The following is a 21,489-nucleotide window of genomic DNA, read 5'->3' as shown; positions in this document are numbered from 1 at the left end:
AGGTTCGGTTTCTTTAGAACTTACTTCGGTAAAAAGTTTAGATGTTTGAAGTAAGCCTCAGAAGCAGAGGATGTGTCATTTGAGTCGTGCTGAATTGTAATGGCCACGATTTCCATATCCTGGACATTCTTATCAGGGAATGCACGCTTTAAGTCTGCAGCCAAGTCACGTTTGTAGTCTTGTATCTTGCCCAGCATGTCTGAGTTGTTTAGCAACAACTGTTTTGCTTCCGGCAACGTCGCGACAACTACGTTCTTGTTGGAGTACCAGTTTTCAAAGATATCGCCCGCTTTGCGGTTTTCACCGGCCACGGCACCTCCATAGTAGTAGCCAAACAAGAAGACTTTGTCGTTCTTGGCGTCGATCACGGTTCTGTCGCCGTTCGCGCGACCGTCACGGATCGTGAACCATACCTGGAAGGCTGAATCATCTTTGCCAGTTTTACCTTTTACCGGATCAGCTCCCACAACATCTTTCGTTACTGCCAGCTTCAGACTCATCTCCGGGAATTCCACTGGAGAGAATCTGTAAGCCAAGCTCGTCATGCGGATGGAGTTGTTCTCACTCTTCATCAAGGCCCACTTGTTGCCTTCATATTCGTATTCCGCGGTGGCATAACCAAAGTTTTTGTTGTCATCCAAACCACCTGGAGAGCGGGACTCATAGTTGAACTGGTGGTCCATGCGGAAGTGAACCATGTTTTTATGGTCGTAAACGATACGGATACCTTCTGGCATATTTTGGCGGGTCACGGGATTGACTTTGATGCCAGCCATGACATCCCCAAGCTTCGCCACATCCAGAACTTGGTAGGGATCATAACGAAGACCAGATTGAGGCAATTTCACCTTCACCTCATAGTTATCTGCCGGATCATTTAGTTTTGGCAGAACCTGACGGGAAAGTTCGTAGGTATTGCCGTAAGGGATCAGCTCGACTAAGTGTTCCTGTCCCACACCGAGCTGAGCAACTATTCCCGGGCTTTTCACACGGTAGTATCGTCTGTCTTTGATATAATGAGCATTGGCCGCAGACAGAATCACCTGCGTATTCCAGTTGAAGTTGTTTTGGTCGTTACTGATGTCTAGTTCCGCCAAAGTATTCACAAGACCTTTCATGAATGCTTTTTGGTTGAAGCGGGAAGACAGAATACCTGCCAAGTGATCCGCATGAATGGTACCCAGATCCACGGCTTTCAAATTTGCCGGGAACTTGGAGGAAGACACCGTCACAACGCCGTCATTGTCCTCGTCGAACTGACCAATGAGCTTCGTCGCTTTCATGAAGATATGGGAATCTTCTGGAGCGCTTTCAAAAGTCACAGAGAAGTAACGGGTCAAACCAGTCAAAGAGCGCTCGTTTTTTCTCCAGAATGCATCCATGGCTGTCGGGGTGATGGATTTGGAGGCTGTTTTTTCTGTTTGGCAGATCTCAGGTCCTTGTTTCTCGGAAAGGGCTGAAACCAGGGCAAACGGAACGTCTGTGGTGTTCAGGATGCTAGAGCCATGCAGGGGGGCCGCGATGGAAACCATCCCTTTCACCGTCATAGAGATAAAGTTCGGAGCTTTCAGGAAAGCGTGCAATGTATCCACGGCCCCTTTGGAGTAGCTGAGGAACAGATACTTTGGGGCTGCGTGACCACGCTGAGTGCGTGCTTTATAGTCCTGGCGCAGATAATTCAGAATGATGTCAGCATTCACTTCGGCGCCACAAGTGCTTTCCACGGGTGGTTGAATCACACGCAAACCCATCTCGTCGCTCAGGGCTGAAAGCCCCAGACTGAAGATCTCTTTGTCGAAGATGCTGTTATAGATGCCCGGTACATAAACGATCGTCAGGTCTTCCAGTTTTTGGTTATAGATCTTTGTCAGCGGTGTCGGATAGATTCGGCCTTCTAAGTCCGCTTCCTTGATGGCTTCCTTCAAAAGACTTTGCGCAAGAGACAATTGTCCTTTGGAGTCCGCTTTGGTCAAAGCTTTGAAGGATTGATTGGTATTCTTTTTATCAGAAACCCATTTGCGGGCAAACTGCATGTCGCGCGTTTCAGGCAGGAATGGCTTTTCTTGAACCACGATGGAGTTTTCCAGCAGATAAGGCAATTGATACATCTTCATGACAGCGCGTTTGGCCGGCAAAAGAATTCTTTTGATCGTATCGACAATATCACTGTCTGCGCCATCGAGGTTGACGTTCTGAAGATCCAGATTGGCCGTTTTCTGGTCTTTCAAAAGACCGACTTTCTCTTTTACTTTGGCGATGCGTGGATCATTCATCAGATTTTCAACAGAACCCGCTGTCAGGACAGCGTCAGTCACTGCACCGATGTCCTCTGGGGAAATCATCGTCGTGACATCAAACTTGGAAACGTCAAAGTTCATTGGCGACATGCTGCGCCCGGAAGGATCTTTGAACGGATCGAATTTAAAGGCTTCCATGAAGCTTTTCATTTCAGATACCAGGAAGTAAGGACGTGTATCGGCCACGAATTTGGTCAAGTGGCGGAAGATGCGTTTTTGACTCAGGTCCTTGGCGTCAGTTTGAATGCCCTGGCGAGAATTGGTAATGACTTGTTTCAGGGCCTCCTGGCCAGAATCGTTGTGTTTCTTGACGGCATCAGCAAAGAGATCTTTTGCGGATACTCCGATGAAGGAAAGAATGTCTTTTGAGCGGATTTGGCCGGGAACTTTGCGTTTTGTTGAAGCCACCAGACCGTAAGAAGAAGCCGCCGTCAATGAGCCGTGAGTGCGGTACATCTTCGTGAAGGCCCCCAGGGAGTTCTGGATAAAGTGACCGTCTTTCAAAGTCAGGATAAAGTCCGGGAAATCAAAGTTTCTTTCAGAGGCAGATTCGATGATACGATACAGAGCATCCGGATAAGGTGTCATGTCAGAGGCTTTCATGGCCTCGTTGGACGTGATGGGCTTGGCAAGCGTTGTCGTGGAATGAAGCGCTTTGGCCAACTGCAGGGGATTGCCAGTGACAGGCAGATAGAAGTAAAGGTCCTTTTTCTTGTCGTATTTAACTTTTGCTTCACCCGTTTGAGTGATCACGGTCATCAGGGTCTCAGAGGAATTGTTGCGGTTGATGTAGACTGCCATGTCGAACCAGGATTCTTTGCGGAATTCAGAAATCAGGTTCTTCATGTTGTTACGATCTTTTAGATAAACCGGAGCCCAGGTGCCCAAAGCCATCAAAGGCATGGTCACGTCTTTGTCAGACTGAAGCTGTTGCACGGAGTTGAGGCCGGCACGCTCGACGATTTTGTGAACGTCAATGCCGATGAGTTCCTGTTCTTTTTTGCCTTCCTGGAAGCGTCCGATATTTCCGTGGTCTGACACCAGAACCACTTCCACGTCCTGACCTTTTTCTTTGAAGGATTTAATCAGGCGTTTAACCTCTGCATCCAGTGTTCTTAGGATGGGATACAGACGATCCAACTGGGTGTGTGCGGTGGAATCCACGGCGCCGATGTAACCTGTCATGAATTTCTTGGGTTTTGCTGCCAACAGATCATCCATCACTGTTTTGACTTCCAGTTTGGGAACTTCTTCTGTCGGGAAGTACATCAAAGCTTCAACATAAGGATTAAAGAAAGCATCGAAGGCACCCATGTAGTACTTTGGGAACGCCAGACGACGATAGTAGTCACGGGGATCACCCTGAACTGATTGAGACGATTCATCAAAGTAAGTGGCTTCGACGGATTTGATTCGGCCCGCAGCTCCGAACAGATTGGCGGTATCAGTGACCACCGACCAGGACAAGTCCGTCATTGAAGGGAACGGGGCAATGTGGGCGCCGGCACTAGTGAACTCTTTAAAAAGTCCCTGTCTTTGTGCTTCAAGGAAGGCGAAGTAACTGAATCCATCCACAGCCAGAACGACAGTTTGAACCTGCTGTGCAGCCGGTGCTGCCGCCTGAGCTTTCTTCCAGGGAAGGTCGAAGGCCTGAGCCGAAGGCGCACAAGCCATTGCAATCACACTGGCCGCCAGACCCGCAGTAAACAAGCGAACATAGGCAGATGGACGTTTCATAGATCCTCCAAATAAATTTGTCTCACTATGAATAGAGGCAAGGTCGGTGCCAACCGAGCCGGAGGATTTAGGGCTATAAACGACTATATTCCTTTGCAGACCAAAGGGAGTGTCTCATGTTGAGAGGGTGACATTTCTGAGAAGCCGTTGTCTAAAACTTGCGTTCCATGGTTACAAACGCTGTTTTATCCCCGAACAACGTCATTGTGACCCGAGTGGACTTTCGGGGGGTGTCGGATCGGTAAATTTCATACTCCACCACGGCCAGGTCTGCCATAGAAGGGTTTTTGTCGTAGAGATACTCTTTAGGTACAAAAGTGGAAGCGGCAATGATTGCAGCAAGATGCTTGTTGACGCCTTTGGATCTTAAATAGGTGTCAGCGAGCTTGATAAAGTACCCGTGGCACCAACGGTTTGAATAGTCATCATGGATATGTCGGCGTGAGCAGGCGGCTCCATTTGGATCACCATCCATCGCCAGAACGTCTTTTTCCGTAAACCCGAAAACTCGAACGGGCTGCTGTCGGGGATCTTTGGGGGCGCTCATTACCACCATTCGTCGGTCAGGAGCTGTGTTAATATTGTAAGAGACGGAGCGTTCATAGGTTCGGCTTTGCTCTAAAATGGCCTGACGGATCTGGGGTTCTAAAGAGCTCCAGCTCAGCCGTCTGTCGGAGGTTTGACCCGTGGAGGTCACGTTCACATCATAGACGACGACATCACCAGCGGCTTTGGCAACCGATGAAAGATTTAGAGTCATAAGCAAAGATTGATTTCATAAGCATCTTTCCTATTCGGAGATCGGAATGATGCAAGCCCAGGGCCAGAGAGTATAAACATCTGTTGTTGTTTAATTGGAACTGCGGGCAAGAGCAGTGTCTATAAGCCGATGGGGCTAGCGTGGATTGTCACGACAGGGGATTTACGATTACGAAATTGTATTGATCCAAGCGTCAACAGAAGGGGCGTATCTGCTGACGATTTCGTGAGTCCAGAGGGCGGTGATCGCACCGGCAAAGATATCCATCGTCCAGTGCGCTCTTAATAACAGAACTGCGACCACTTCAAAAATGACAACCGCGCAAGCCAAAGCCATAAAGAAGGGTCCGCCAAGTTGGGCAATCTCCAGTGCTCCCAAAACTGCTAAGGCGGTGTGCCCGGAAAAGAAAAGATCGTTGGAAACTCCATAGGTCACAAAGATCGATGGGACCCCAGGATCGCGCCAAATCATGCCTTCAGGGGTTGGTAAAACAGTTACGGCTTGATTGATCTGTCGCAAGGTGAACAGAACCAGCAAAGCCAACAAAGGGCGAATGCTGGGTCCCAGCAGTGTTTGCGCAATCAGATAGATACCGACAGCATCGATCACCAGAGAGCTGGAAATCAAAAGTCCGTTGGCCACTTTGGGGGTGCGGTTCAGATACTGGCTCCAGCGATCGGTCAGAACATGGAAATAGTCGCCGATGCGATCCTTGAATGGCATCTGACGCTGTCCCAAAAGCTTTTGAGTGAAAAGCCACAGTCCTACGGCAGCAACGGTCAGTCCAATTTTTATGGCGATAGTCATGCTTTTAATCCTGATTTGATAAACTGACTTACTTGCTCCAAAACCCACTTTGGATCGTCCAGAGTTAGATCATGTCCTGCTTCAGGATGTCTGACCAGTGGTACATTCCATTGGCGGGCGATTTTTTCAGAACATTCAGGATGAACCACGCGATCTTTGGCGGACGAAAGGATCAGAACCGGAGCTGGTGGTTCCCTTCGTTGGCGTATCTGAGTCGCCAGACCCAACTGCCAAAGGAAGTTCGCAGGCCGCACGGGCAGTTCTCGACTGCGTGCTCCCCAATGCTTGGCAAGTTCGCTGACGGATTCCTGCGGCGTTTGTGTGGTCGTCATACGAAGGATCATTTCTTCACGCTTATGCAGATCCTTTTGCAGAGCCGACTGGAAAATGCGCCCAAACGAATAAGGCGTCATTCTTTTATAGAACGGAGAGTTGTTCAGGCTTGAGTTAATCAATATCACGGCCGCGACTTCATCGTTGTGGCGGTGAGCCCATTCTAAAGCCAGCATTCCACCCAATGAAAAACCAAAGAGAATCTTTTTGCCATCTGTGGGGGCTTGTTCACGCAAAGCCTGGATATTCTTGGATAGGCTTAAGGGGGTTCTGTGACTATTCAGCCGGCCATTGCCCAGGATGTCGGCGGTGTGAAATTGGTCCAGAGGAAAACGTTCCTGCAATTGGGGAAGAAAGTTCCACCAATGGTAGGACTCGCTCATGATCCCTCGAATTAACACCCACTGTCTCTGCATGCGAACTTAGACCCTCTTTCCCGTCCTCAAGAAATAGTCGAAGTCTGCTGGTGGGTCAAATCCACAAGGGCTGCGTCAAAAGCGTAGCTTTTGACAAAGCTTCTGTCTGAAAATACAGCTTAGACAGTAAGGGGAACGACCATGAACACAGCGACATTTTATCACGAGGCTCAGACTTTCCTTGAGCAGATTTTTGCAATGCTTGTGGCGCAGAAGGTGGTTCTTGAGAAACACTGGCATATTGATCACCTTTGCTATCGTGCTGCCTCACTGCAGTCCTATGAGAACTTTAAAAAGTCTTTCGCAAGTTTTGCTGATTTGTTGATTGAAAGTGATGTCAACGGTCGCCCGATTGCCACTTACAAGCTCAGAAAGTCCGTGCATTTTGAGGGCTGGAGCATTGACGTTGTCGAACTGCCAGCTCCCAAGCCAGGCAAGGTAACGATTGAAGGCTTTGAACATCTGGAAGTGGTCAGTGATTTGACTTTTTCTGAACTGAAGGAGCGCTACCCTCATTGTGAGTTTAACGAATCAGGCCTAAACAAAGATTTCAATCAAGAGCTGGAGATCAATCTGGGGGCTCTTGCGATCAAGTTTCATCCGTTGTCTCTGGAATCCGTTGTTCGTCTTGAAAAGAAGTCCTCAGTTTATAAAGCAATCAAAGAATCTCAGGTGTTGAAGGTCTTTAGGGCCTATGACCCGCGTATCGTGGGCACCTTTCCTTTGGATTTGGATGTGCCTGGATCAGATGTGGATATCTTGCTGTCAGCCGCAGACATGGATTCTTTGCACAACAACCTTCAGCAGCATCTGAGTTCTTATGCTGATTTTACTGTGAGGCGAACCGCTGTCAGTGGCGTGGATTCTCTAGTTGCCTCTTTTAAATTTTATGATGTTCCCTTTGAAATCTTCGCACAGAAGACCCCCACGGCTCATCAAGTGGCAAACAGACACTTTCTTGTTGAAGAGCGTCTGCTGTGTCATGGTGGGCCGACGTTACTCAGAAAAGTTCAAGGTCTTAGAGGCGATGGACTTAAGACGGAACCTGCATTCGCAGCGGCCCTGGAAATCAAAGGGGATGCATATGCAGAGTTGCTGTCTCTGCAACAGTTGGGCGAGAGCCAGCTGAGGGCTCTTCTTTGTTAGAACCACTTCTTGTGCTCAATGATCAAACAGCGGTTTGAGACCACTTTGATTCCGGCTTTTTCCGCGCGTGCTTCGGCTTCCGGATTGGAAATCCCGAGCTGTAACCACAAGACCTCGACGCCGCCCACTTCAAGAACTTCGTCAACGACATCGGGAATTCGATCGGAACTTCTGAAAACGTCCACGAACTTGCGATATTCAGGCGGAACGTCTTTCAGTGAAGAATAAATTTTAAAACCGCCAACATCATGGGCTTTTGGGTAAGTGCCGACAATGTCCCACCCGTGATCTTTCATGTAGGCCGGAACATAGTGGCTGGGTTTTGTGGTGTCGGGACTGAGTCCATAGACTGAAAACTTGCGGTATTTTTCCAACAGGGCTTTGAATTCATGGTCTTGAACATTCATAGACACTCCTTGCTTGATCTACCTTAGAACACCACAGAGCCATTGAAAAGCCAACGCCAACTCAGTTGCTTCCCTTTTGGGTCTGACTTAGTTCTTTTTCTCTGTCAGGAACACCAGGAAAGCCAGAGTGGGCATTGCAAAGCCCACCCATGATGTCAGATTCCAGCCGCCATGGGCATAAGCCCAGGCTCCAAGTGTCGAACCAATAGCGCCGCCAACAAAAATGGTTGCGATAAACAGCCCATTCAGGCGACTGCGATATTCAGCCTGCAAAGAGAAGATCGCCCGTTGACCCAAAACCAGATTCGCGGTGATTCCAGCATCCAGCAGAATGGCCGAAACCACCAGGGCGGCCAAGGCCGCCTGTGAACCGGCAGTAAAAATATGACTCAACAAAAAAGATCCTGCGGAAATCAGCATCGCCGCTTTTGTGGCTTTTTGACTCCAGCCTTTGTCAGCCGCCCAGCCTGCTAAGGGCGCGGCAATGGCGCCCGACACGCCCACTAAAGCAAAAACGGCAATGGCCGTCTGGGACATATTGAAGTCGGGTCCCGCAAGCAGCAAGGGGCTGGCTGTCCAGAACAAGCTGAAGGCGCCAAAAAGAAAAGCCTGATAAAGGGCCCGTCGCCGCAGAATAGGAGTCGTCAGATAAAGACGCCCCATGGATTTTAACAAAGCCCCATAGCGCAGATCTTTGTTCGAGGGAGGGCGCGGGGGCAAGACCAAATAAAGCACGACACCCAAAACAGTCATCAGAAAGGCGGACAGAACAAAGACCGCATGCCACGAGAACAGATCCGTCAGCAAGCTAGATGTTGGGCGGGAAAGCATAATGCCGATCATAAGGCCACTCATCAAGCTGCCGACAACCTGACCACGTCGTGTTTCCGGGGCGAAGTGGGCTACGTAAGGAACAATGATCTGAACCGTTGAAGCGCCCAAGCCTGTGGCGAACGCGGCGATAAAATAGGGAATCAACTGCGTTGCAAAAGCCAGCCCAAGAAGTCCCAGAATCGTCAACGCGATCATCGCCATCACAAGGCGACGGTTTTCCAGCATGTCCCCCAGGGGAACCATCAGCAACACCCCCAAGCCGTACCCCACTTGTGTGAGTGTGACGACCAAGCCCGCTGCTTCGGGTGCTAATCCCAGAGCCTGGCTGATCATGGCGACAATGGGTTGCGCATAATAAAGATTGGCAGCAGTGATACCAACAGCTGCGGCAAGAAGAAGAACCAAGCCTCGGGACAGGGGAGATGAGGAAGACGATGTCATAGAAACTATAACTACGCCTGTCCGACAGGACGGGCAAGATAAGGTTTTGCTTTATCCCTTTTTCAATTTGAACGCGACTTCGTCTCGGATCGTTTGTTTGTGTTCACATCCGATTCGCTTTTTAGTTAATTGTTTTAAGCGAATATTTTATTAAATATTATCGATTTTCAAAAAGACTGAGCCTTTAGTAGTTTATTTAAAAGATCTGGAGGTAAAGAATGAAATGTCCAACCTGTAAAGAACCGAATCTTGTGATTTCCGAGCGCAAAGGAATTGAAATTGATTATTGCCCCGAGTGCCGTGGAATTTGGCTGGATCGTGGAGAGCTGGATAAAATCATTGAACGCTCTCAAGAATTTGAAACAAAGAAGGAACAGCCTTCCTATCACCAGTCTCAGTCGGGTCCTTATCAGCAAAAGCCCTATAAGCGGAAGTCATTCCTGGAAGAACTGTTCGACTAGACGGAGGCTAGAGAGTCCAGTGCTCTTTTGCACAAGGGCTTTCTTTAGCAAGCCTTAGCAAGGCATTTTGGCAAAGCGAACGAATCATCTACCTGTTCTGATTCGGCATTGGTTACCTTGGCGGTGAAGAAAAGTTTAACCAACGCTCGAATCACAGGAGGATGATATGCGTGTCACAACAGGCTTACTTTTAATTTCTTTCGCACTCGGCGCATCACAAGGGGCACAGGCTTTTGTGATGACCGATGCAATCACACCCCCCGTATCTGTTCAGGGGCCGATCACCCCTGAACATGATGATCCACAACCTCCGGGTTGGTCCGCCTGGTCCAGCATCGGAGGTGTTGGAACCTCTGACCCGGCTTCGTGTTCACGTAGTGGCTATCGCACAGATCTTTTTGTACGAGGTACAGACAATGCTCTTTGGTATCGTGCCTGGAATGGAACCTCGTGGGGCTCCTGGAAGTCTTTGGGAGGCTATCTCACCTCCTCACCGGCGGTCGCTTGCTGGGGTTCCAATCGTATCGATGTGTTTGTGCGAGGCGGAGACAATGCTCTTTGGCAGCGCACCTTCCGCAATGGAGCTTGGCAACCGTGGGTTTCTTTGGGCGGATTTTTGACTTCGGGTCCGGCGGCAGCAAGCTGGGCGGGTGGACGATTGGATGTCTTTGTTCGTGGTGGCGACAATGCCCTCTGGCATAAATGGTTTTCTTCCGGTGCTTGGTCGGGTTGGGAATCGCTTGGCGGTGTTCTGACATCGGACCCCGCAGCTGTGTCCTGGGGAGCGAATCGTATTGACGTCTTCGTGCGCGGCACAGACAACGCCCTTTGGCACCTATGGTATGCGGGCGGTTGGTCGTCCTGGGAATCCTTGGGTGGCGTCTTGACGTCATCGCCGGGGGTATCGTCATGGGGAAATGGTCGTCTGGATGTGTATGTGCGAGGAACCGACAATGCTCTTTGGCATAAGTGGTTCCATGGTTCATGGTCGGGGTGGGAATCCTTGGGTGGAGTCCTGACTTCGGGGCCTGATGCAAGTTCTTCGGCGAAAAATAGAACCTTGGTGTTTGTGTTGGGGACAGACAGCGCAGTTTGGTATCGTTCTTACAAACAGTGAAAATAAAAAAGCTCCCCGGAAATTTATCTGGGGAGCTTTTTTTTTACTGACCGGGCATCACGAAGTGCAGCTGTGCTCCTGGTCCCAGGGGCAAGCCCAGTAAAATCCAGGCAAAGAGCAGCAAAGACCAGAAGATGGTGAAGGCGATGGAGTAAGGAAGCATCAATGCAATCAAGGTGCCGATGCGAGCCTTCGGGTCATACTTATTGGCGAATGCGAGAATCAGAGGGAAGTAAGGCATCAACGGAGAAATAATATTCACCACCGAGTCCGCCACACGATAAGAAGCCTGAGTCAGTTCCGGGGCAATACCCAGGAGCATGAACATGGGAACAAAGACCGGAGCCATCAGGGCCCACTTTGCGGAGGCGCTCCCCAGGAACAAGTCCACCACACACGTCAGAATGATAAAGCCAATCATCAGAGGAATGGCGCTTAAGTGCATGTCTTTTAGAACTTCTGAACCTTTCACAGCCAGGATCAATCCCACGTTCGAGGAATTAAAGAGCGCAATAAACTGAGCGGCGAAAAAGACCATGACCAAATAAGGCGCCATGGTGGCCATGGATTCCTGCATGGCATTGGTCACATCAGATTGGGATTTAAAAGTCTTGGCAGCAAATCCATAAGCGACACCTGTTAAGGCGGCCAGGAAAAAGACCATGGGAATAATACCCATCAGGAAAGGAGAATTTAGCAGGGAGCCGTTTTGAGCATTACGCAAAAACCCAGTCTCGGGGACTGTGCCCAGAAGGACCAGTGCGATGAAGACAAAGAAGACAATCCCGGCCCAGCGCAGACCTTTTCTTTCATAGGCATTCAAAGGTTCTGGGGAGGTGTGTTCGGCAGAGCCCTTGTATTCGCCCAGGAACGGGATCGTGATTTTTTTGGCGACCAGGGTTCCCACGCCGATGATCAGGATGGACGACACGGACATGAAATACCAGTTCACAACCGGAGTCACAGTGTATGCCGGATCAATGATTCGTGCGGCCTCTTGCGATAATCCGGAAAGAACCGGGTCCGCCACACTGAGCATAAAGTTGGCGGCAAAGCCTCCGGAAACACCGGCAAAGCAAATGGCCAAGCCCGCCAAGGGATTAAGACCGGCGCTATGGAAGGCCATGGCTGAAAGTGGAATCAGCAAAACATATCCGATATCCCCTGCTGTGTGGGACATGATCCCTGCCAGAAGAACCGCAGGTACCAGAAGTTGTTTCGGGGATTTTAAAACCAGCAAACGCAGCAAAGCCCCCAGCAATCCACTTTTTTCAGTCAGGCTGAATCCCAGCATTGCCACCAGTACGGTGCCCAGCGGGGCAAATCCGGTAAAGTTCTTAAGCATATCGGTCAGCACCATATGCAACCCCTGCACAGACAGCAGGTTGACAGCGGTGATTGTTTCTTTCTTTACGGGATGAACAGCTTCAATACCCAGACCGCTGATAACGGCAGAAAGCAGAACAACCAGGAACGTGAGAAGTAAGAACATCAGAGCAGGTTGTGGCAGCGCATTTCCCGCTTTTTCCACTTTCAGCAGAAACTTATACAGTGGACCTGACTCGATAGAATTTTCCGAATTCGACATGTGACTTTTCCCCCTCACGAAAGTATAGCTTAAAGAAGCATCATGCAGGCAACCACGGAATTCTCAAAAAAAGTTTTAAGTTTTATCATGAAGATCCCACGAGGGAAGATTGCCACTTATGGGCAGATCGCCGCTTTGGCGGGAAAGCCACAGGCGGCTCGGGGAGTCGCATGGCTTCTTCATTCATGCAGTGAGAGTCATGATCTTCCCTGGCAGCGGGTTTTGAATTCCAAGGGGAAGATCTCTTTTTCTCCGGGCAGTGCCGAATTCAAAAAACAAAAGAAACTGCTTGAAAGCGAAGGGGTGGAATTCTCTGGGGCCAACCAGATTGACATGAAGCGTTTCCAATGGAGGAAAAAGCCTAAAACCGCCCCCAAGGACCCGAATAGGCCGGTGATGTTTTCAGGGCGATAATAGAATCTTGTCGAACTCGGACGGCAAATGTATTAGTTTGTTCCTATGGAAAATACGAATTGCTGTGTCTGCCAAAAGCCGAAAGCCACCCTTCAGTGCGGAGCTTGTAAAGAACCTGTCTGTAAGAAGTGTGCGCAGTTTTTAGAAGAAGGAAGCTTTTCGTTCTTGAAAGAGGTCCCGGAATTTCTATCTCATGGGGCTTATTGTGGTCCATGTTATGATGCCAAGATTGTTCCGGAGCTTGGGGCCTACAACGAAACCATGGAAGCGGCGAAGAATATCGCCGTCTTTATGAAAGACCAAAGCAAGGAAACCCGCAATTTTTCCCGCAAAGAAGCGGCTTTAAAGGTCGTGGACTGTGAGGATCGTGAAGAGGCTTTGTTGCGTCTGGCCTTTATGGCGGTGAAGGCTGACTTTAATGCTTTGATTGACGTCGAGCTTTCTTATGAAAAAATTCGCTCTGGCGGGTCTTATAAAACCCACAAGTGGAGTGCCAAGGGAATCCCCACAACTTATCACGGGCGTCGCTAAAAAAGGGTCTTCGGTCGAAGACCCTTTTTACTTTCAACTACTGCACGGTGATCCAGACATTGTATTTGCCATACTGACGGACCAGGCGGTTGAAAATGTAACCATTGTCAGGGTGCATGCGAATGCAGCCGTGAGATGCTCTGGTGCCCAGTTTGGACCAGTTTCCTTGAGGCGTGCCATGCAGAGCAAAGCCTCCGGTGATAAAGACCGCATAGGGCATATTGCCTAACCCCTTATAGTCTCCGCCCGGATACTTTCTTGAGGAGTAGCGGTCATAGATACGACCATCCGGGTGTCGATCAAAATTGGGGGTCGTATAACCGGACATACCCGTCGACACCAACCAAGACCCCCGCAGACTGCCGTTGACATAAAGGTACATGCGCTGAGTGGACTTCACAACCTGCGCCCACACGGCACAGCTGTTGCGGAAGCAATTGGCAAAGCCGATGATCTCATCAATAAAGCTTTCTGGAAGGTGAGACGGTTGGCCCGTTTCTTCTTCGTAGATTCTATCGAATTCTTCCAGAATCTGTTCGATATTGGGATCAAAGGGGTTGATCTCTTCGATGACATTGGGTTCGTGATTTCTCATGCTTTCTATTGGCTCTGCTTGGGCCGTGCCGACTGTCAAAAATAGCAGAGCTGTGATTGCGCCTGTTATTTGTTTTAGTGTTCTCATGTCACACCTCATCCGTTGTGAGTTGTACTTGTCCTCATTGTACTTTGTGGGGACAGAAATCTAAAAAAATCAGTACAGATTAAGACATGTAACAGGGTAATTGTGATAGAGTGGAAAGGCTTGGACACGGAAGTCGTGTTGATGAATCCGAGGTTTTTCGTATTGGGGAAGGATGCCCCAGCAGTTCGAGGTTGAGGGGGCGGTTCTTGTGACACTAAAAAACTATCATGATCAGGCTGTCTATCGTCAGCACTGCCCCGTGTGCATACAACCGCTGAAGGGGTGCTACTGTCCGCACATCCAGCGTTTTGATCCCCACATCAGCTTTGTGATCCTGATTCACCCGATTGAAATGCGCCGAAGAATTGCCACGGGGCGAATGTCTTATCTTTGTTTGGAGCACTCTTACCTGATTTCTGGGCAGGACTATTCTGACAATGAACTGGTGAATGCACTGATTTGTGATCCCCACAGGCACTGTGTGATCCTGTACCCGGGGCCAGACTCACAGAATCTTTCCCTGATGTCAGAAGGCCAGCGCACGGACCTGGTGCCAGCGGGAAAAAAGCTGACCGTGTTTGTGATTGATGGCACTTGGGCCACGGCCAAAAAAATGATGCGCGAAAGTCAGAATCTGAAGACTTTGCCACAGGTCTGCTTTTCACCGACAAAACCGTCAAGCTTCCGGGTGCGCAAGCAGCCCGCGGACTTTTGTTATTCAACGATCGAGGCGATTCATCAAACAATTGAGATCCTGGGTCACAGTCGGGGATTTAAGACCTCCTGCAGACAGCACGACAATCTGTTGGAAGTGTTTGATCTGATGGTTGAACGACAACTTGATTATCTGCGGATGTCTGAACAGAAGAACGGGGCCTATAACTCTCGCCAGGAAAGAAAAAGGCCCGTGGAAAAAGAATCCTAGGCTTTCGAGTTGATCTTGGCTGCCAGGTACTCTTCGTAAGTGATGTGATTGTCGTATACAACCGAAGTGTCAATTTCGATAATGCGGTTGGCGACAGTCTGAATCAGTTCGTGGTCGTGGGATGTGAAGATCACCGTGCCCTTGAAGCGGCTTAAGCCCTCATTCACGGCCGTGATGCTTTCCAGATCCAAGTGATTCGTGGGTCCGTCCAGGATCAAAATGTTAGAACCAGCCAGCATCATCTTGGCAAACATACAACGGACTTTTTCGCCCCCGGAAAGAACCTTGGGCTGTTTCAGGGCGTCACTGCCACTGAAAAGCATTTTACCCAGGAATCCACGCAAGAACGTTTCATCTTTTTCAGTCGAGAACGGGCGCAGCCAGTCCACCAACGTTTCTTCATCCCCATTGAAGTATTTGGAGTTGTCCGTTGGGAAGTATGAAATGGAGGTTGTGATGCCCCAATTAAATGTTCCGGAATCTGCTGCCATCTCGCCAGACAGGATTTCCAGCAAAAGTGTTTTCGCCAGATCGTTTCTTCCCAGCAAAGCGACTTTGTCGCCCTTCTTCAAAGTGAAGCTGACGTTCTTTAGCAGAGTTTCACCTTCCCAGGTTTTGGTGATCTTGTCGACGGTCAGGATGTCGTTACCCAGTTCGCGTTTGATATCAAAGCCAATGAACGGCTGTTTGCGCGAAGAGGCGGGCAGATCATTGAACTCAAGCTTTTCCAATTGTTTCTGACGGGAAGAGGCCTGTCGGGACTTGGAGGCATTCGCGCTGAAGCGCGCGATGAAGGCCTTAAGCTCTTCAGCTTTTTCGGCGCTCTTCTTGTTCTGATCGGCGCGCAGGCGTTGATTTAGTTCGCTGGACTGTCGCCAGAAATCATAGTTTCCGCTGTATGTGGTCACTTTGCCGAAGTCGATATCCGCGATATGAGTGCAGACCTTATTCAGGAAATGACGATCGTGCGAAATCACGATCACAGTGTTTTCAAAGGTTTCCAGGAACTGTTCAAGCCATTGAATCGCATAGATATCCAAGTGATTCGTCGGCTCATCCAGCAGCAGAATGTCGGGACGACCGAACAAGGCCTGCGCCAAGAGGACTTTGACCTTCTCGCCGCCGGTCAGTTCTTTCATCAGTTTTCCGTGAAGCTCTTCAGGGATGGCCAGTCCAGCCAGCATGACGGCCGCTTCGGACTCAGCTTCCCAACCATTTAGTTCGGCAAATTCGGTTTCAAGCTCAGACGCACGAACCCCGTCTTCTTCCGAAAAGTCAGGTTTAGCATAAAGGGCGTCCTTTTCCTGCATGACTTTGTACAGACGCTCATTTCCCATCAGGACGGTTTTTAGAACAGGGAACTCGTCATAAGCATAGTGGTCCTGTTTCAGGATGGAAATTCTCAGGTCTGAGGCAATATGAACCTCGCCAGTGTTAGGCTCGATCTCCTTGGAAAGGATTTTCAGGAACGTGGATTTGCCGGCCCCATTGGCACCGATAAGTCCATAACAATTCCCCGGAGTGAATTTGACATTCACGTCTTCAAAGAGTTTTTTCCCGCCAAAACGCAAACTGACATTGGATGTGCTGATCATGAACAGAGGTCCTTTTGAAAGCTGTTTTTGTACGTGTTCCCAGAGAGAAACGCAACCCTTTACTGGGAACCGCTCTGGCCTTGGAAAAAAACTCTTGTTTCTGGCTTGAAAAGGGCCTTTTTCGGGAGCTAAATTAGGGAATTGTTTAGGAGGAAATATGAGAACAATGTTGATGATGGCTTTGCTGATGGCCGGATCGGTTGCAGGTGCTCAGACCGAAACAAAGGACTTTGATGCCAAGCTTATCCGGTCTTTGGAGCTGGAGAACATCAAAGGTTCTGTGAAGATCGAAGGCGGGCATGAAGACAAACTGGTCGTAACGATCGAAAAGATTGATTTTACCAAGTCTTGTGCACTGGATTTCAAACAAAAGGGCTCGGATCTGGATATTAAAGTTCATCGCAAAGGTGCTTTTAAGAAGTCTGACTGCACGACGAACTTTACGATTCTGGTTCCCAAAGTGATCGATCTTGAAATCAAAAATGGTGCAGGGGATGTGACAATTGCGGGGACCAAGGGTGATGTTGACTTCAAAATCGGCGGCGGTCATCTAAGCATTGATTCTGACGTTCATGAACTCGAAGGCTCCAGTGGCAGAGGCGAAATCACGGTGAAGTCTTTAGCCGGGAATGTGGATCTGAAAATGGGATCTGGCACTGCAAAGATCACTTACGCAGTGGTGCCTGTTTCAGGCAAGTTCGATCTGAAATCCGGCAGCGGCCTGGTGGAGTTAACAATGCCAGCGGATGCCAAGTTTACCACCAGCTTTATTTCTCCTGCAGGGAAACTAATCAATGAGATCGGTGAAACCTCGGGTTCCAAATTCAAGGTGTCTGTGAAATCGGGTGCCGGAAGTCTGCATATCAAAAAAGCACTCTAGTCAGCGGATAAGTTTATGGCCAAAAAAGTTCCCGTGGGCGCAATTGAAAAACTGAACAAGGTTTCCGCGGAGTCGGTGGCCAAACACACCGGAAAGAACTGGGATCAGTGGGTGAAAATTCTGGACACTCAGGGGGCCACCCACATGACCCACAAAGAGATCGTGGCCTTTCTGGGGAAGAAGTACAAGATCAAGCCATGGTGGCAGCAGATCGTGACCTCGGCTTATGAAGTTCATATCGGGCGCAAGTTTGAGGGACGCAATGCCAAGGGCGAGTACATGACCGCGGCCACGCGCACTTTCTATCTCAGCGCCGATAAGCTGTGGGACCTTCTGGAATCCCCTCAAGGGCAGGCGGTGTGGCTGAAACCGTTGTCGCCGTTTAAGTTCAAACCCAAAAATGTATTTGAAACAGAAGACGGTGTCTTCGGAGAAATCCGCACAATGAAAGAGGGCGTGCGTTTGCGCATGACCTGGCAGGATACAGATTGGCCGAAAGCGACCATTCTGCAGGTTTATCTTGGTGAACGTGGGGAAGATAAAAGTATTCTGGTGTTCAATCATGAAAAGATCAAAGATGGACGCACCAAGACGGTTTTGAAAGAACGCTGGCTGCAAATTCTTTCAGACCTGGCGGAGCTGACTCCGCCCAGAAAATCCCCAAAGAACAAGTAAGAATTACTTCTCGTAAAGGCGAGTACGGTCTTTGATGTAGGTCATCAGCGATTCGCGCGTGATCCCACGCTCGCTGACCTTGGTGTCGTCTGAAAGATAAGTGCTTTTTCTGAGCCAGTTTGTCACGGTAGATCTTGCTGACTTGGCCGTGGGAACAAAACCCTGCACCAGATCCAGACACAGTCCGCGGGCCGCGCCGGCGGAAGGGCTCAGTTGGCGGGAACTGAAGGGGCTTTTTCTGGTCCATTTGTTTTCCAAATACAATTCGGGATAGATTCGATGTTCCATCTTCGCCCAGACATCACAGTACTCGGCATTGGATTGGCTTGAGTTCATCTGGTAACTGTAGGCCTCCATGGATTTCAAAAGCCAGTCTGTCATTTCCGGCTGAAGTTTCTCTGCAATCTCCTGGCGTGTTTTCTTAAATTTCAGAATTGATACGCGCAAAGCAGGGTCAAAGAGCGACTGCTGGACCAGATCCGGATATTGTTGCTGATTCTGTTTTTGCCACAGCAAAGTGGCTTCGAAGTTCACACAAGCATCAAAGAAACTGGTGGGCATATGGCCCAGGACCGATTCATAAAAAGGTTTGCGGCAGGATTTAAGGATATAGTCCTTTTCCGCCGGAGTCAGACGATCCCCATTTTGATCAATACTTTTTTGATAGGTTTTAGACACCGGGGCCTGCTGACAGTCCCGGTTGGAGGTGTACTCCAGCCCATCATGCACAAGAAGTTTGATCAGATTGTACTTGTCCTGGGACTTTTGTTTCAGCCAGGAGGGATTAAAGCGATAGGCCGTCAGACTTTCGGCAAAATCCTCAAAAGGATTTGTTTCACCGTAGCGAGAGACAAAGGGGTGACCTTGTTTGGCTTTTTTGCGCAAAGATTCAAATTGGCCGTCCTTATTTTCCTTCCATCCGGAAATAGCCAACCAGCTTGCCGAACGGTCATAGTCCGAGAACTGATTGTCCGAATGGTTGTGGGCAATTTCATGGTAAAGAGTGTACTGGCGCATGATGGAGCTTTGTTCTGTCCAGGCATCGAAAAGCTCAATGGCGGCATTGGCAACAACGTTTCCGCCATCATCGCCGTAAGACGCACGAGTGTAACCTCGCTTAAAGCGAATCAGTTTTTTGTTGCTGCCAAAGGGAAGCTGATTCGGATGAACCAGCTCCAGCGTGCGAATCACATCGGCGATTTCTGCTGCCGTGAAAGGTGAGGCGTTGATAAAGGCGTAAGGGGATGTGTTGATATCAAACTGATCCATCAGATATAACATCTGTGGGTCCACCTCGGGACCAAAGATTTTTTGTGCGACACAAAAGGCCTTGTCGCAGGAAGGACTGATCTTAAAGGTCTGCTGAAAGTTTGCCGGAGCTTCTTTGATTTTTTCCTCGGGGTCTGCCGGGAACAGCAGACGGCTCAGAGCCAGCACAAGTTCAGGTCTTTCATTTCGGAGTTCGATACCGGAAATTGTATAGGTGCCTTCTTCAAAGCCTGGACCTAGAGGCAGGTTCTTGTAATAAGCGGCAATCGCGGCACTGGTTGTGGGAAGCTTGCGGCGGCAGTAGGCGTTTTGAACCTGTTTTTCGCTGGCAGCCCACCACGGAAGATTGTTATTGGCAGGGTGCCGGTGACTTTGCGAGTACGGCACAGGATGATCCACGAAGGCCTTTTCGGGGTTTACCTTGGACAGATGAGTGCAAGCTGAAGTTGTAAAAACGAGAATGGTAAGAACAGAGGCAATAAACTTCACGGGTTATCTCCTGGAACGAAACGGGTGCAACAGTTCCTTTTCGGAGATAGGCGGACCGTCTTAATGCTTTGAGAGAGGAAATCTCAAAATAAGACGGTCTATGTGAGAAGTTCTAGAGGCTTTCAAAAGTTCCCTTTTCGCGGTTCTTGCGAACATTGGGAACGTGGAAGACCTGGTTATGGAAAGAAATGTAAAACCCCGGTTGCAGAAGTTTTGCGGCAAGCAACGCCTCTGTGACATTCTGGGCGGCATCACTGTCGTCAAAACCCATGGGAATCATGGCGCCCGTGAAAACCACCGGAACTTTGGGTGTGCCGATTTCTTTAAAGCAGTGTTCAGCCGAAATGTGCATGGTGTCTGTTCCGTGCAAAACCACAATCGGACAACCGCGTTGCATTTGATCGCGAACCGTGGCGGAAATCAGCGATCGGTCTTCATCCGTCATGTACAAAGAATCTTTGCTGAGCAAAGGGTAGACGGAGATGTTCGTGTATGGCAGACGCATTTTTGACAAAATGCGATTCTTAATACTGGTGCCGCGATTTTCCAGGGATCCATCGAACTCATTATATGTTTTTTCGATGGTTCCGCCGGTCGTAATAATAACAACGTCTTGAATAGGTGTGCCCATGGTTAGCGATCCTATGTCAACTTTCCGGGACTGGCAAGAAATGCCAGAAAAGGGGTTCGTTGGGCGGAGCGTTTGTGATAGTTTTTTGGGGGAGCTGTGGAGGTCGAGACATGGAAGCGCGCCTGACGATGATCACTTTGGGAGTTCAGAATCTGGAGATATCCAGAAACTTCTATGAAAAAGGCCTGGGGTGGAATGTTTCGCCGGCAAGCAACGAAGATGTTGTATTTCTGCGAACGGGAGGCGTGGTTTTGGCCTTGTTCCCGAGTGTGGAGCTGGCCAAAGACGCTGGTGTTGATGCCCGTGGCAGCGGCTTTCGCGAATTCAGTATTGCTCACAATGTGAATACCCGCGAAGAGGTGGCCAAGGTTTTGGCCGAAGCGGAAAAAGCCGGCGGCCGCATCATCAAGCCCGCCCAGGATGTTTTCTGGGGAGGTCACAGTGGATATTTTGAGGATCCGGACCGTTTCTTGTGGGAGGTTGCCTGGAATCCAATGGCGCCCCTGAACGAGCGCGGAGAAATGCAACTGCCTTAATTACCAGACATTGATGATATCGTATTCGCGAATCTGAGGGCCGGCTTCAACCACGGCCACTCCGCCACTTTTTTGATCCAGAAGAGCTTCACCCAAGGGACTGTTGGGTGTGATCACCTGGATGTTTTTTCCCTCAAAGGACACACTGACGCCGCCACCTTTGGCAAGAATCAGAAAGAAACTGGTTTTGCCATTGTGTTCGACTTCAATGACTGCGGAAGAGGAAATCGGATCGTTCGGCCCGAAAGATTTCAAGTTCACATGCTTTAGATGCAACAGGGCCTCTTCAATGTCGGCGATGCGTTTGGCCTGACCGCGGGCCAAATAAGACGCTTCCAATCCCCGGGTGTCATATTCATTTTCCGCTTTGCTTTCCTCATTAGTGGCGGCATCAATCGTGGCCTTGACGGATTCTTTCAGCGCAGCGATGTCGTTTTCCAGTTGTGTGCGGATTGTTTCAATCAGTTTTTTCTTGTCCACGTGATTACCTCAATGAGTTGCAGCTTTCAGTATCTGCT

At 49.4% G+C, this 21,489-nt stretch carries 21 protein-coding genes; 9 read left to right on the top strand and 12 right to left on the bottom strand.

What is annotated here, in order from left to right:
- Positions 1 to 20: 20 nt before the first annotated feature.
- The 4 genes from ACZ5ZV_RS18905 to ACZ5ZV_RS18890 form a co-directional block, all read right to left on the bottom strand.
- Positions 21 to 4,034: a hypothetical protein gene (locus tag ACZ5ZV_RS18905; RefSeq protein WP_464118768.1), complete on the bottom strand. Its 4,014-nt coding sequence runs from the start codon at positions 4,032 to 4,034 to the stop codon at positions 21 to 23.
- A gap of 151 nt (positions 4,035 to 4,185) precedes the next feature.
- Positions 4,186 to 4,794: a hypothetical protein gene (locus ACZ5ZV_RS18900; RefSeq protein WP_464118767.1), complete on the bottom strand. Its 609-nt coding sequence runs from the start codon at positions 4,792 to 4,794 to the stop codon at positions 4,186 to 4,188.
- 168 nt (positions 4,795 to 4,962) lie between these two features.
- Entirely contained in the window at positions 4,963 to 5,601 is a 639-nt protein-coding gene (locus ACZ5ZV_RS18895; RefSeq protein WP_464118766.1) for a phosphatase PAP2-related protein, read from the bottom strand.
- Positions 5,598 to 6,350: an alpha/beta fold hydrolase gene (locus tag ACZ5ZV_RS18890; RefSeq protein WP_464118765.1), complete on the bottom strand. Its 753-nt coding sequence runs from the start codon at positions 6,348 to 6,350 to the stop codon at positions 5,598 to 5,600. Before ACZ5ZV_RS18890 ends, ACZ5ZV_RS18895 begins: the two co-directional genes overlap by 4 nt.
- Before the next feature lie 141 nt (positions 6,351 to 6,491).
- Here ACZ5ZV_RS18890 and ACZ5ZV_RS18885 point away from each other — a divergent pair, with 141 nt between their 5' ends.
- On the top strand, positions 6,492 to 7,496 hold the full coding sequence (locus ACZ5ZV_RS18885) for a VOC family protein (RefSeq protein WP_464118764.1): 1,005 nt from the start codon (positions 6,492 to 6,494) through the stop codon (positions 7,494 to 7,496).
- On the opposite strand, the gene ACZ5ZV_RS18880 is transcribed toward ACZ5ZV_RS18885, so the two are convergent.
- Positions 7,493 to 7,903 carry a CoA-binding protein gene (locus ACZ5ZV_RS18880; protein ID WP_464118763.1) on the bottom strand — a complete coding sequence of 137 codons (411 nt, stop codon included), beginning with the start codon at positions 7,901 to 7,903 and terminating at the stop codon, positions 7,493 to 7,495. The genes ACZ5ZV_RS18885 and ACZ5ZV_RS18880 overlap by 4 nt on opposite strands.
- An 87-nt stretch (positions 7,904 to 7,990) precedes the next feature.
- Positions 7,991 to 9,178, bottom strand: a complete 1,188-nt coding sequence (locus ACZ5ZV_RS18875; RefSeq protein ID WP_464118762.1) for an MFS transporter — start codon at positions 9,176 to 9,178, stop codon at positions 7,991 to 7,993.
- A 218-nt stretch (positions 9,179 to 9,396) separates the two neighbouring features.
- On the opposite strand from ACZ5ZV_RS18875, the gene ACZ5ZV_RS18870 reads away from it, so the two are divergent.
- Together ACZ5ZV_RS18870 and ACZ5ZV_RS18865 are read left to right on the top strand one after the other, a co-directional pair.
- On the top strand, positions 9,397 to 9,639 hold the full coding sequence (locus ACZ5ZV_RS18870; protein WP_464118761.1) for a TFIIB-type zinc ribbon-containing protein: 243 nt from the start codon (positions 9,397 to 9,399) through the stop codon (positions 9,637 to 9,639).
- A 166-nt stretch (positions 9,640 to 9,805) separates the two neighbouring features.
- On the top strand, positions 9,806 to 10,756 hold the full coding sequence (locus tag ACZ5ZV_RS18865; protein ID WP_464118760.1) for a PLL family lectin: 951 nt from the start codon (positions 9,806 to 9,808) through the stop codon (positions 10,754 to 10,756).
- A gap of 43 nt (positions 10,757 to 10,799) precedes the next feature.
- Here the strand turns inward: ACZ5ZV_RS18865 and ACZ5ZV_RS18860 are convergent, their stop codons facing one another.
- Complete coding sequence (locus tag ACZ5ZV_RS18860) at positions 10,800 to 12,344, bottom strand: AbgT family transporter (RefSeq protein WP_464118759.1); 1,545 nt, start codon at positions 12,342 to 12,344, stop codon at positions 10,800 to 10,802.
- A gap of 42 nt (positions 12,345 to 12,386) precedes the next feature.
- Here ACZ5ZV_RS18860 and ACZ5ZV_RS18855 point away from each other — a divergent pair, with 42 nt between their 5' ends.
- On the top strand, positions 12,387 to 12,758 hold the full coding sequence (locus ACZ5ZV_RS18855) for an MGMT family protein (RefSeq protein WP_464118758.1): 372 nt from the start codon (positions 12,387 to 12,389) through the stop codon (positions 12,756 to 12,758).
- A 45-nt stretch (positions 12,759 to 12,803) separates the two neighbouring features.
- Positions 12,804 to 13,289, top strand: coding sequence for a hypothetical protein (locus ACZ5ZV_RS18850; protein ID WP_464118757.1), 486 nt, complete (start codon positions 12,804 to 12,806; stop codon positions 13,287 to 13,289).
- Positions 13,290 to 13,326: 37 nt separating this feature from the next.
- Here ACZ5ZV_RS18850 and ACZ5ZV_RS18845 read toward each other — a convergent pair whose 3' ends face one another.
- Positions 13,327 to 13,971, bottom strand: coding sequence for a L,D-transpeptidase (locus tag ACZ5ZV_RS18845; RefSeq protein WP_464118756.1), 645 nt, complete (start codon positions 13,969 to 13,971; stop codon positions 13,327 to 13,329).
- 208 nt (positions 13,972 to 14,179) lie between these two features.
- Here ACZ5ZV_RS18845 and ACZ5ZV_RS18840 point away from each other — a divergent pair, with 208 nt between their 5' ends.
- Entirely contained in the window at positions 14,180 to 14,896 is a 717-nt protein-coding gene (locus tag ACZ5ZV_RS18840; protein WP_464118755.1) for a tRNA-uridine aminocarboxypropyltransferase, read from the top strand.
- On the opposite strand, the gene ACZ5ZV_RS18835 is transcribed toward ACZ5ZV_RS18840, so the two are convergent.
- The gene (locus ACZ5ZV_RS18835; RefSeq protein ID WP_464118754.1) at positions 14,893 to 16,491 is read right to left on the bottom strand and encodes an ABC-F family ATP-binding cassette domain-containing protein; all 1,599 of its coding nucleotides are present in this window, start codon (positions 16,489 to 16,491) and stop codon (positions 14,893 to 14,895) included. The genes ACZ5ZV_RS18840 and ACZ5ZV_RS18835 overlap by 4 nt on opposite strands.
- Positions 16,492 to 16,648: 157 nt before the next feature.
- On the opposite strand from ACZ5ZV_RS18835, the gene ACZ5ZV_RS18830 reads away from it, so the two are divergent.
- Together ACZ5ZV_RS18830 and ACZ5ZV_RS18825 are read left to right on the top strand one after the other, a co-directional pair.
- Positions 16,649 to 17,371, top strand: coding sequence for a DUF4097 family beta strand repeat-containing protein (locus ACZ5ZV_RS18830; RefSeq protein ID WP_464118753.1), 723 nt, complete (start codon positions 16,649 to 16,651; stop codon positions 17,369 to 17,371).
- Between the two features lie 15 nt (positions 17,372 to 17,386).
- On the top strand, positions 17,387 to 18,046 hold the full coding sequence (locus ACZ5ZV_RS18825) for an SRPBCC domain-containing protein (RefSeq protein ID WP_464118752.1): 660 nt from the start codon (positions 17,387 to 17,389) through the stop codon (positions 18,044 to 18,046).
- A gap of 3 nt (positions 18,047 to 18,049) precedes the next feature.
- Here ACZ5ZV_RS18825 and ACZ5ZV_RS18820 read toward each other — a convergent pair whose 3' ends face one another.
- Positions 18,050 to 19,804, bottom strand: coding sequence for a hypothetical protein (locus ACZ5ZV_RS18820; RefSeq protein ID WP_464118751.1), 1,755 nt, complete (start codon positions 19,802 to 19,804; stop codon positions 18,050 to 18,052).
- 112 nt (positions 19,805 to 19,916) lie between these two features.
- A complete protein-coding gene (locus ACZ5ZV_RS18815) occupies positions 19,917 to 20,435 on the bottom strand; it encodes an asparaginase domain-containing protein (protein ID WP_464118750.1) in 519 nt (172 codons plus the stop codon).
- Positions 20,436 to 20,545: 110 nt separating this feature from the next.
- On the opposite strand from ACZ5ZV_RS18815, the gene ACZ5ZV_RS18810 reads away from it, so the two are divergent.
- Positions 20,546 to 20,971 (top strand): VOC family protein, encoded by a 426-nt coding sequence (locus ACZ5ZV_RS18810; RefSeq protein ID WP_464118749.1) that lies wholly within the window; start codon positions 20,546 to 20,548, stop codon positions 20,969 to 20,971.
- On the opposite strand, the gene ACZ5ZV_RS18805 is transcribed toward ACZ5ZV_RS18810, so the two are convergent.
- On the bottom strand, positions 20,972 to 21,451 hold the full coding sequence (locus ACZ5ZV_RS18805; RefSeq protein ID WP_464118748.1) for a hypothetical protein: 480 nt from the start codon (positions 21,449 to 21,451) through the stop codon (positions 20,972 to 20,974).
- Positions 21,452 to 21,489: the final 38 nt, after the last annotated feature.

Source organism: Bdellovibrio sp. HAGR004 (assembly GCF_055397015.1).
Note: the sequence above shows the minus strand (reverse complement) of the source record. Positions and strands in the feature narration are given on the sequence as shown.

What these genes read in the sequence shown, in the direction of transcription:
- ACZ5ZV_RS18905 (WP_464118768.1), bottom strand. Translation starts at nt 4,034, where the DNA reads ATGAAACGTCCATCTGCCTATGTTCGCTTGTTTACTGCGGGTCTGGCG.
- ACZ5ZV_RS18900 (WP_464118767.1), bottom strand. Translation starts at nt 4,794, where the DNA reads ATGACTCTAAATCTTTCATCGGTTGCCAAAGCCGCTGGTGATGTCGTC.
- ACZ5ZV_RS18895 (WP_464118766.1), bottom strand. Translation starts at nt 5,601, where the DNA reads ATGACTATCGCCATAAAAATTGGACTGACCGTTGCTGCCGTAGGACTG.
- ACZ5ZV_RS18890 (WP_464118765.1), bottom strand. Translation starts at nt 6,350, where the DNA reads ATGCAGAGACAGTGGGTGTTAATTCGAGGGATCATGAGCGAGTCCTAC.
- ACZ5ZV_RS18885 (WP_464118764.1), top strand. Translation starts at nt 6,492, where the DNA reads ATGAACACAGCGACATTTTATCACGAGGCTCAGACTTTCCTTGAGCAG.
- ACZ5ZV_RS18880 (WP_464118763.1), bottom strand. Translation starts at nt 7,903, where the DNA reads ATGAATGTTCAAGACCATGAATTCAAAGCCCTGTTGGAAAAATACCGC.
- ACZ5ZV_RS18875 (WP_464118762.1), bottom strand. Translation starts at nt 9,178, where the DNA reads ATGACATCGTCTTCCTCATCTCCCCTGTCCCGAGGCTTGGTTCTTCTT.
- ACZ5ZV_RS18870 (WP_464118761.1), top strand. Translation starts at nt 9,397, where the DNA reads ATGAAATGTCCAACCTGTAAAGAACCGAATCTTGTGATTTCCGAGCGC.
- ACZ5ZV_RS18865 (WP_464118760.1), top strand. Translation starts at nt 9,806, where the DNA reads ATGCGTGTCACAACAGGCTTACTTTTAATTTCTTTCGCACTCGGCGCA.
- ACZ5ZV_RS18860 (WP_464118759.1), bottom strand. Translation starts at nt 12,344, where the DNA reads ATGTCGAATTCGGAAAATTCTATCGAGTCAGGTCCACTGTATAAGTTT.
- ACZ5ZV_RS18855 (WP_464118758.1), top strand. Translation starts at nt 12,387, where the DNA reads ATGCAGGCAACCACGGAATTCTCAAAAAAAGTTTTAAGTTTTATCATG.
- ACZ5ZV_RS18850 (WP_464118757.1), top strand. Translation starts at nt 12,804, where the DNA reads ATGGAAAATACGAATTGCTGTGTCTGCCAAAAGCCGAAAGCCACCCTT.
- ACZ5ZV_RS18845 (WP_464118756.1), bottom strand. Translation starts at nt 13,971, where the DNA reads ATGAGAACACTAAAACAAATAACAGGCGCAATCACAGCTCTGCTATTT.
- ACZ5ZV_RS18835 (WP_464118754.1), bottom strand. Translation starts at nt 16,491, where the DNA reads ATGATCAGCACATCCAATGTCAGTTTGCGTTTTGGCGGGAAAAAACTC.
- ACZ5ZV_RS18830 (WP_464118753.1), top strand. Translation starts at nt 16,649, where the DNA reads ATGAGAACAATGTTGATGATGGCTTTGCTGATGGCCGGATCGGTTGCA.
- ACZ5ZV_RS18825 (WP_464118752.1), top strand. Translation starts at nt 17,387, where the DNA reads ATGGCCAAAAAAGTTCCCGTGGGCGCAATTGAAAAACTGAACAAGGTT.
- ACZ5ZV_RS18815 (WP_464118750.1), bottom strand. Translation starts at nt 20,435, where the DNA reads ATGGGCACACCTATTCAAGACGTTGTTATTATTACGACCGGCGGAACC.
- ACZ5ZV_RS18810 (WP_464118749.1), top strand. Translation starts at nt 20,546, where the DNA reads ATGGAAGCGCGCCTGACGATGATCACTTTGGGAGTTCAGAATCTGGAG.